We start from the raw sequence: 8786 nt of genomic DNA, 5'->3' as shown, positions 1-8786 counted from the left end.
AATTCATGGTTAATTTATTATGGACATTTTAAAGAAAGATAATATAGATCAGAACCGTCGGCCACAGCGTAAATATTATATGCATAGAAAAGCTTTAGCTGAATCATAGCCTGAGTCGCTTTATTAGCAATAGCGGTAAAGAAAAATGTTAGGTAAACAGATAACAGCAAGCGCAATATGGCTTAGCACAATCGCAGAGCAAATTTGGCACAGTAGACCTAGAAAAGAGATAGCGCAAGTAGATACAGAAGGCTATTCGTTAATATCGATAGATGGGATATCACTCAATAGCTTATATAAAAATTTAGCCAAACCTTTTCGAAGGTGTCATTGCTGTCATGTGGTTTACACATTTAATCTCTAAAAACGTCTTGGTAGTTATATAGGACACGATGATTCCTCCATAGGTTGTGGCTAATGTCAGGGCGACAATAGCAGATTAATTGAAACGATTTATCGCTTACGAAAGATAAACGATATAAATTAATGAGCCAATAATAACGATTTAAAAACTAAAGTCAATAATTAATTTATTTTTTATAGATAATACTTTAAAAAATATATAATCAATTAATAGCTTTAATTTGAAATATTATCGGTATTTTTCAAACCATAAAACTATTTATCACTTCAGCCAATAAGGCAGCAGCGATAATTATAAATATTACTCCACAACCACGATTGAGCCATGCTAAGCGATTACCCACATCGAGCCAGCTTGCTAGCTTCTTGCCACCTAGCGTATATACGATTTGCCAAATCGTTTCGCTCAAAAACAAGCCGATGGTCAATAGGACATATTGTGGCCACAATGGCGCACTAAAATTGATAAACTTAGGGAAAAATGCCGCAAAGAACAAGATAGCTTTCGGATTAGATAACGATACCCAAACACCAGTACGAAACAAGGTAGTATTGCTCGGCGCTATTTTAGTAGCGGCACTAGAGAGCGAACGCGGCTGCGGTGTACTGGGTACGCCGTCAGTGGCAGCATAGTCTGCTGCTACCTCGGCACTCAACTCTTTAGCATCACTCATCAAGCTACTGTCACCAGCATCGCGCCAAGAGCTGATACCCAAATAGATTAAGTATGCCGCACCCACGGCTTTGATAATAGTCAGTAGCCACGGTGACTGGCGACTGATTACGTCCAAGCCAAGCAGTGTCGATAGCAGTAATACAAACAAGCCAAGGCTCAGACCTGCTAGCGTCCATAAGGTTCGTTTGACGCCATAGTTCATGCCGTACTGAAATGCCAGCAGCATATTAGGACCAGGGGTCGCTGAGATAAAAAACGTACTTGCGAAAAACACTGCAAACAGATGCCAAGACATCAACCCACCCCTACTTTGTCATGTGTAAATGGTTCTAATACGAAAGGCTATACGACTTAAATACGCGACTAAAAAATAAACACCGCCATTAAGACGGTGTCATTTATACCTATATATCAAAAATTCTCGCAGAAATCATTAAAGAAACGACATGCCTTCTTCTGAATAATTACGATTACATGGACGGCTGAGTCGTACAGCTATCTAATAGCTTCTTTAAAAACACATCACAGCGTTCAATTTCACTAAGCTCCACATACTCATCCGCTTTGTGCGCCTGCTCAATACTACCAGGGCCACAGATAATCGTTGGGATGCCTGCATTGGTAAACTGACCGCCTTCAGTCGCGTAAGCCACTTTATGACGCTCATCATCTCCTGTCAGCGCAGCGATCAATGATTGCAACTCAGCGCTATCATTGTCAGTCATTGCTGGTACGCTTTCTTCTTGCATCAGCTCAATGCCAGTCTCTGGCGCGCGCGCTTGCATTTGGGCATTTAGCTCAGCGACTTTGGCTCGAATGGGCGCTAGTATATCGTCTTGCGTCATGTGCGGCAGGTTACGATAGTCAAAAGTAAACTCGCATAAATTGGGCACGATATTGGTCGCTGTACCACCATGTATGGTACCTACTGACAATGTCGAATAAGGCACTGTAAATGATGCATCCCCATCTTCTAAAGTGTCATCACGAGTACTCAGCTCTTCAGCAAGCGTATCTACGTAGCCAACCAATCTGCTAGCGTAGCTAATAGCATTGACACCTTGTGCAATAAGTGACGAATGCGCCGACTTGCCATGTACACGGCAACGATAAACCGCGATGCCTTTATGTGCAACTACCATAGCCATGTTAGTTGGCTCACCGACAATACAGTAATCAGGCATGATGCCGCGTGCTTTTAGGTCTGCCAAAATCAATGGCGCACCCAAGCAGCCAACCTCTTCATCGAACGACAATGCCAAATGCAACGGACGACGTAGCTGACCACTGGTCGATAACTGCACGGCTTGCGGCAATACCGTAAGCGCACAAGCGATAAAGCCCTTCATATCACACGCACCGCGACCATATAGCTTATCACCCCGTATCGTCGCGGTAAATGGCTCTGAAGACCACGCTTGTCCATCGACAGGTACAACGTCGGTATGACCTGATAAGACCAGACCGTTATTAGTAATATCAGCGTTCTCGCCAGCCGGTACAGTCACAAACAAATTGGCTTTGGTTTTAGCCTCGTTAAAAGTCAAATCTACCGTCAAACCTAACTGCTCACAGTACGACTTTACATCATTAATCAAAGCCAAATTAGAATGACGACTAACCGTGTCAAAGGCGATGAGACGTGTTAGCCAATCGAGACTTTGAGTAGGATGCTCGATACTTTTCAGCTGGACATCGCTGCTACTGCTAACGTTATCGCTATTACTGACGTTGTCGCTATTACTACTATTATTTTGGATCATAAAATATCCTTACTACAATTTTCAGAACTATGATGTGTCAGAGCTGCCTTACGATGGATTGTTATGATTCATCACATCAACCACTGGCGGCATTGGTTTTGGTAGCTTGCCTTCTGCCTGTAGCTCTTTGGTTGTTTTGGCATCGATAGACAAACCAGCGATGAGCGCGATATCTTTGACAGCCTTGCGTTTACGCGTGGCAAAGCTTACGGGTACCATACGAGCAAATTCATAGATGTAAAGATAAGACTCTTCGCCACCTTCAAAATCTTCATCATCTTCGAGACGAATTGCGCCAATCTTAGCCAAATCAGATAGCATCTCGTTTTCTTCGCTGGTCAAACCACAATCGGTAATGCCAAAACCGGTCATAAAACCGTTTGCCCACTGTTTCAACGCCATCACGCGCTCGTATAAATCATGTTCATCATCTGGGATGAGCGGCATATACGCGTAGGCATCATCTTTGTCTTTTAGCTGAAACACAATGTCTTCCGCTTCTTCTGTCAGCAAGGTCAATGCAGGCTCTGGTAGCGGGGCAAAGCTGAGCTCCTCAAACACCTTAGCCCAAGTTGCTTCGTCGGGTGCATTACAAGCCGTCATAAGCCCTGTCATCATGCCATGCACTTCGCTGATAGACACGTCAGTCCAATCATCAAACGCAGTCAGCCAAGTATTCCAGCCAGAGATATTATCATTCATAATAGATGTCCTAGTAATTGATTACTGCTCATAAAACAAAAATAGTCGCGATAAAATGTCATAGACAAATCATCGATAAATAAAAGTGAAAAGACAAAGCCTGATGCTTGTAATTACTTTGTTGATATAGATATTATGCGGTCACCTATGGCATTATTAAATGCAGCGAACAAAATTCATTCACGCTTACTTGTTAAGGATAAAAACTGACTATGTATGATCAACTTAGAATATTAGAAAAAATGGTACTCGACATCAAAAAACAGTATCAGCTTGTCAGTGCTGAACTTAGCAGCTTAAAACAACACCCTGTTACTGATTCAAAAGAATTTACCGCCCTAAAAACCAAATTAGATAACAGTCATAACGAACGTGACGGTGCCAAAAAACAACTGAACGATCTCGATAAACGCTATCAAAGTCTTGCAGAAGCGCACCATATGATCGGTGAAGAACAAGACAAACTGCAAAAACAGATCAGCCAATTACAACAACAAAACAGCGAGCTGCAACAACACAATAATGAGCTAAAGCAGCAGTATAGCGATATCAAACAACAAAACAGTGAGCTGCAAAAGAAGAACCAATTGGCAGCCGAGCGTACGCAAGTCGTATTACAGCGCCTAACTCGTATCGATCAAGCAGAAGGCTAACGCATTCTTGTAGCAGATAGCAAAGACGTACTGCTTATTGAGCTACCAGACGCTATTTGTAAAATCTGATATCACTCATTTCACTGACCAGACATTGTAGGATTTATCATGACCGATGACCAAAGCAAATCGATAGAAAAACAACCAAAAAATACTCAAGCGCCAAGTGTGCCAGTAACAAGCGCGCCAGTACCAGCGCAAAAAACGACACCAGCAGCATCAAATATATCAAGCGCCATGGCACAATCTAATACCAAAACACCTAAAGCGCCAGAACCACAAATTAAAAAAGTTGATATTGCGATTGCTGGGGTTACTTATCCAATCTTTTGTCCAGTACATGAGCAAGAAGAGCTACTGTCAGCGGTTTCATATATCAACAACTATGCGCTCGATCTAAAAAGAGATGCGCCAAGCCTAAGTCAAGAAAGCATACTGGTACTGTGCTGCTTAAACCTATATGAAAAAATCCATGCCAATCAAAGAAGTGATGAAGATCGTTTGCAGAAAGACAAACAGTCTGAGGCATTGCTCAATAAAATTATGAAAGATGCTCATTCTATTCTATAGATGCATCGTACTGTACTAAACTCATAAGCGCCTAGCCAATAAAGTTAGGCGCTTTTTTTGGTCAATCATTTATCTATTTATGTATAAGGCGTGTAGGTCTTGCCTGCATGAAAGTCTGCTTGATGCTCATAATTGCAAAAGAATAACTCTTGGTTCGCTTCAATATTGCCATCGGTAGCTGTACTTGGTTTGGTTTCGAGTACACCGCGATATTCAGCCAAGCTGTTGCCACAAAAATTACACTGACGCGGTGTGGTCACATCTCCTTCTTTTGGCATCATACTTTTAGGTGCGCGCGGGTACATAAACTTATAAAAAGCCCACATTGAAGCCCAAATAATAAGGATGACAATAATAACAGCAAACACAGCAGTGCTCCTTCGATTAAGGGTAAACGCGAGAAATAACGAAATCTATTAAATAAGATTATTTAAGACGTTTTGATAGCATAAATTTTACCGTCAATAATAGCGATAATACAATGCCTTTACCGTTTAATTGCTGATTGCACTAATTGACTGGTTATATCTAACGGATAACTGTATGAGTAAACCAGTCAACTGCATAACAAAAAACCTGGCCATGATAAGCCAGGTTTTTATTAAAAGTAACCGTCAATTTAAAACAACAATCAGGTTAAAGTAACTATCAGGTTTTAGCAGGGTTACAGCTGTAGCTCACTGATATCAGCTACCGTCAAGAACAAGGCACGAACCTGCTTTAGCAATGCCAAGCGATTGTTTTTAAGCGCAGCATCTTCACTGTTGACCATTACTTGATCAAAGAACTGGGTCAACGGCTCATCTAAGCTAGCAAGCGTTTGCAATACTTGCGTATAGTCCGCTTGCTCAAGCAATGGTTGTACCACTGTCTGTGCTTGCTTCACATTTGCATATAAATTTTGCTCAGCAGATTCAGACAGTAGTGCTTCATCGACTGTATCAGCCACGCTCACTTCTGACTTAGCCAATATATTAGCAACGCGTTTGTTTGAATCAGCCAACATCGACGCTTGTGACAGCTCGCTAAATGCTTGAACTGCACGGATACGCTGATCAAAATCAAGCGGCATATGCGGGTTAATTGCTTGCACTGCTTGAATCGTATCGACGCTAACGCCCTGCTCTGTATACATCGCACGGTAGCGCGAGTTTAGGAATGCCATGACTTGGGTAAAAGTATCGCTAATACTCAAATCCATAGTCTTTTCTTCATTGATAAGCTTTGTTGCGTTCTGTCTGCCATAGTTTTTAATAGCTTCTTCGACAAGTGCTACCAAATTAATCGATAACTGCTTTTCGATTAAAATACGCAAGATACCAATAGCAGAACGACGTAAGCTAAACGGATCCTTTGAACCCGTCGGTGCTTGGTCAATCGCAAAAATACCAACCAATGTATCCAAACGATCAGCTAATGCTAAGCAAATACCAATTGGTGTTTGTGGTAGCACATCGCCGCTGAATTTCGGCAGATACTGCTCTTCCAAGCTGGCAGCGACAGCTGCTGGCTCATCGTTTAGACGCGCATAATAAGTACCTGCAATACCTTGTAATTCAGGGTACTCGCCGACGAGCGAGCTGGCCAAATCCGCTTTAGACAAAATACCTGCACGTACGGTTTCATCGACATTGATATCGTGACCCTGCTGCTGCATCAACGTGGCGATGAATGCAGCTAGCTTGGCTATACGCTCAGATTTCTCCCAAATCGTACCCAATTTATCTTGGAATACGCGATTTTTTAGGCTTTCTGTGAGTGCAAACAACGGCTGCTTTTGATCTTGTAAGAAGAAAAACTCTGCATCAGCCAAACGTGGACGCACGACTTTTTCATTACCTTCAATGATTTGGTTAGGATCTTTTGATTCAATATTGGTAATAAAAATGAAATACGGCTGCAATTTGCCAGTCTTATCAGTCAAGCAAAAATACTTTTGATCCGCTTGCATAGTCGAAATAAGCGCTTCTTGCGGTACTTGTAAAAAGCGTGCTTCAAAGCTTGCGCGTAGCGCAATTGGAAAATCGACCAATGCGGTGACTTCGTCTAATAAATCTTGCGGTACGATGGCATCAGAATTAACCTCATCTGCCAATGCTTTAACTTGGTTTTTGATCAGCATTTGACGCTTATCAAAATCTGCTACTACTTTTAGACCACTTAGTAATTCTTCATAATCATTAGCATGGGCAATATTGTGATAATCAAGGCTGTGGAAGCGATGACCACGCGTTTGCGTACCCGTCTGATGACCTTGGATAGTGGCATCGATGACAGTATCATCCTGCATCAATACTGCCCACTGTACTGGACGCACAAACTCGTTACGGCTAGCACCTGAGCGCATACGCTTAGCAATTGGCAGATTATCTAGCGCGGTTTGGAAAATAGCAGGCAGTAGCTCAGTGGTCGCTTGACCACGGATGGTTTGCTCAAAACCAACATAATCACCTTTATCGGTATTAATCGTCGTAAGCTCGCTAGCTTCAATACCCAAACCTTTAGCAAAACCCATGGCCGCACGTGTTGGGTTACCCTCTGCATCAAACGCCGCTTTAATCGCAGGGCCACGTTTTTGCTCTGTACGATCAGGCTGCTTATCGCTAATACCTTGAATCTGAATTGCCAAACGGCGCGGAGCAGCAAAGGCTTTGATGCTATCAAAGGTAATATCTGCTGCCGTCAATTGCTCAGTGACACTGGTTTGTAGTGCATCACGTAATGGTTTTAGGCTTTTTGGAGGTAGCTCTTCACACCCCAGTTCAAATAGAATAGTACTCATGGGATGCTCCTATTTATCGTTAGTAGATTGGTTAGTGTCAGTAGTTTCTTTTGCTGAGTTGTCAGCTGCTAAGCTGTCTGCTGCCACGTCTTCTTTTGGCAAATACTTATCAAGCGCGGCTTGGCGATGTTCTTCATCAGCCAACGGGAAGCCCAATTTGGCACGAGCTTCGACATAACCAAAGGCAACCTTACGAGCAAGTGTACGCACACGTAGGATAAAACGCTGACGCTCAGTCACTGAAATAGCGCCGCGTGCATCAAGCAAGTTAAACGCATGAGATGCTTTTAATACCATCTCATACGCTGGTAGTGGCAATCCTGCATCGACCAATTTGTCTGCTTGTTGCTCATAAAAGTCAAACATCTCGCCCATCATCGGCACATCAGCGTGCTCAAAGTTGTAGGTAGACTGCTCGACTTCGTTTTGATGGAACACATCGCCATAGGTGACGCGGCCAAACTCACCATCTGCCCAGACTAAATCATAGACACTATCGACGCCCTGCACATACATAGCCAAACGCTCAAGCCCGTAAGTGATTTCGCCAGTGACTGGGAAACACTCGATACCACCGACTTGCTGGAAGTACGTGAACTGCGTGACCTCCATACCGTTTAACCAAATCTCCCAACCAAGTCCCCACGCACCAAGCGTTGGCGATTCCCAGTTGTCTTCTACAAAACGCACATCATGCACCAATGGATCAATACCAATGGCTCGTAGTGAGTCCAAATACAGCTCTTGGATGTTCGGTGGGTTTGGCTTTAATACGACTTGGAACTGATAATAATGCTGCAAGCGGTTTGGATTGTCACCATAGCGCCCGTCAGTAGGACGACGTGATGGCTGTACATACGCTGCATTCCAGCGCTCAGGACCTAATGAGCGCAAAAACGTCGCGGTATGAAAAGTACCTGCACCGACTTCCATGTCGTAGGGCTGCAATACAACGCAGCCTTTATCGGCCCAATAATTTTGCAAAGTTAAGATTAAATCTTGAAAAGTCATCGGTTGGGAGTCTTTATCTTGTGTCATCGGGGTTATCGCTTGGGATGTCATAGTTTCGGTTTTCATAGTAAAGCCACTGTGAAATGAGTATTATTAAATAAATCTCTGATAGCGCTCGCGCGACCTATTCGGCAACGACTCTATCTGCCTGCTCACCTTACTAAAAATTGACTATTTTATCCATATTTACATCAACTAAATTTGCATAGTGGGCACAAAACCTCGGTTGTATAGCGCATTTTCAGGCAAAGCATCATGGAATTCGT

General features: G+C 43.0%; 8 protein-coding genes. 2 read left to right on the top strand and 6 right to left on the bottom strand.

The window, feature by feature from the left end; genetic code table 11:
• Positions 1-605: 605 nt before the first annotated feature.
• The 3 genes from CXF62_RS00965 to CXF62_RS00955 form a co-directional block, all read right to left on the bottom strand.
• Positions 606-1334: a LysE family translocator gene (locus CXF62_RS00965; RefSeq protein WP_102092581.1), complete on the bottom strand. Its 729-nt coding sequence runs from the start codon at positions 1332-1334 to the stop codon at positions 606-608.
• 175 nt (positions 1335-1509) lie between these two features.
• Positions 1510-2802 carry an acetylornithine deacetylase gene (gene argE / locus CXF62_RS00960; RefSeq protein WP_228153120.1) on the bottom strand — a complete coding sequence of 431 codons (1293 nt, stop codon included), beginning with the start codon at positions 2800-2802 and terminating at the stop codon, positions 1510-1512.
• 48 nt (positions 2803-2850) lie between these two features.
• On the bottom strand, positions 2851-3504 hold the full coding sequence (locus tag CXF62_RS00955; RefSeq protein ID WP_057761477.1) for a UPF0149 family protein: 654 nt from the start codon (positions 3502-3504) through the stop codon (positions 2851-2853).
• A gap of 212 nt (positions 3505-3716) precedes the next feature.
• Between CXF62_RS00955 and CXF62_RS00950 the strand changes: the two genes are divergently transcribed.
• A complete protein-coding gene (locus CXF62_RS00950) occupies positions 3717-4157 on the top strand; it encodes a hypothetical protein (protein ID WP_102092580.1) in 441 nt (146 codons plus the stop codon).
• Positions 4158-4265: 108 nt separating this feature from the next.
• Positions 4266-4727, top strand: a complete 462-nt coding sequence (locus CXF62_RS00945; RefSeq protein WP_102092579.1) for a cell division protein ZapA — start codon at positions 4266-4268, stop codon at positions 4725-4727.
• Between the two features lie 77 nt (positions 4728-4804).
• On the opposite strand, the gene CXF62_RS00940 is transcribed toward CXF62_RS00945, so the two are convergent.
• The 3 genes from CXF62_RS00940 to glyQ form a co-directional block, all read right to left on the bottom strand.
• The gene (locus CXF62_RS00940) at positions 4805-5095 is read right to left on the bottom strand and encodes a hypothetical protein (RefSeq protein WP_227526580.1); all 291 of its coding nucleotides are present in this window, start codon (positions 5093-5095) and stop codon (positions 4805-4807) included.
• 296 nt (positions 5096-5391) lie between these two features.
• Positions 5392-7509: a glycine--tRNA ligase subunit beta gene (glyS, locus tag CXF62_RS00935; protein ID WP_102092578.1), complete on the bottom strand. Its 2118-nt coding sequence runs from the start codon at positions 7507-7509 to the stop codon at positions 5392-5394.
• 9 nt (positions 7510-7518) lie between these two features.
• Entirely contained in the window at positions 7519-8520 is a 1002-nt protein-coding gene (gene glyQ / locus CXF62_RS00930; RefSeq protein ID WP_102092582.1) for a glycine--tRNA ligase subunit alpha, read from the bottom strand.
• Positions 8521-8786: the final 266 nt, after the last annotated feature.

The organism is Psychrobacter sp. MES7-P7E (assembly GCF_002863645.1).
In the GTDB taxonomy this organism is placed as follows: Bacteria; Pseudomonadota; Gammaproteobacteria; order Pseudomonadales; family Moraxellaceae; genus Psychrobacter.
This window is presented reverse-complemented; position numbering and strand designations above follow the sequence as displayed.

Coding starts and splice junctions, on each gene's coding strand:
- CXF62_RS00965 (WP_102092581.1), bottom strand. CDS start 1,334: ATGTCTTGGCATCTGTTTGCAGTGTTTTTCGCAAGTACGTTTTTTATC.
- argE (WP_228153120.1), bottom strand. CDS start 2,802: ATGATCCAAAATAATAGTAGTAATAGCGACAACGTCAGTAATAGCGAT.
- CXF62_RS00955 (WP_057761477.1), bottom strand. CDS start 3,504: ATGAATGATAATATCTCTGGCTGGAATACTTGGCTGACTGCGTTTGAT.
- CXF62_RS00950 (WP_102092580.1), top strand. CDS start 3,717: ATGTATGATCAACTTAGAATATTAGAAAAAATGGTACTCGACATCAAA.
- CXF62_RS00945 (WP_102092579.1), top strand. CDS start 4,266: ATGACCGATGACCAAAGCAAATCGATAGAAAAACAACCAAAAAATACT.
- glyS (WP_102092578.1), bottom strand. CDS start 7,509: ATGAGTACTATTCTATTTGAACTGGGGTGTGAAGAGCTACCTCCAAAA.
- glyQ (WP_102092582.1), bottom strand. CDS start 8,520: ATGACTTTTCAAGATTTAATCTTAACTTTGCAAAATTATTGGGCCGAT.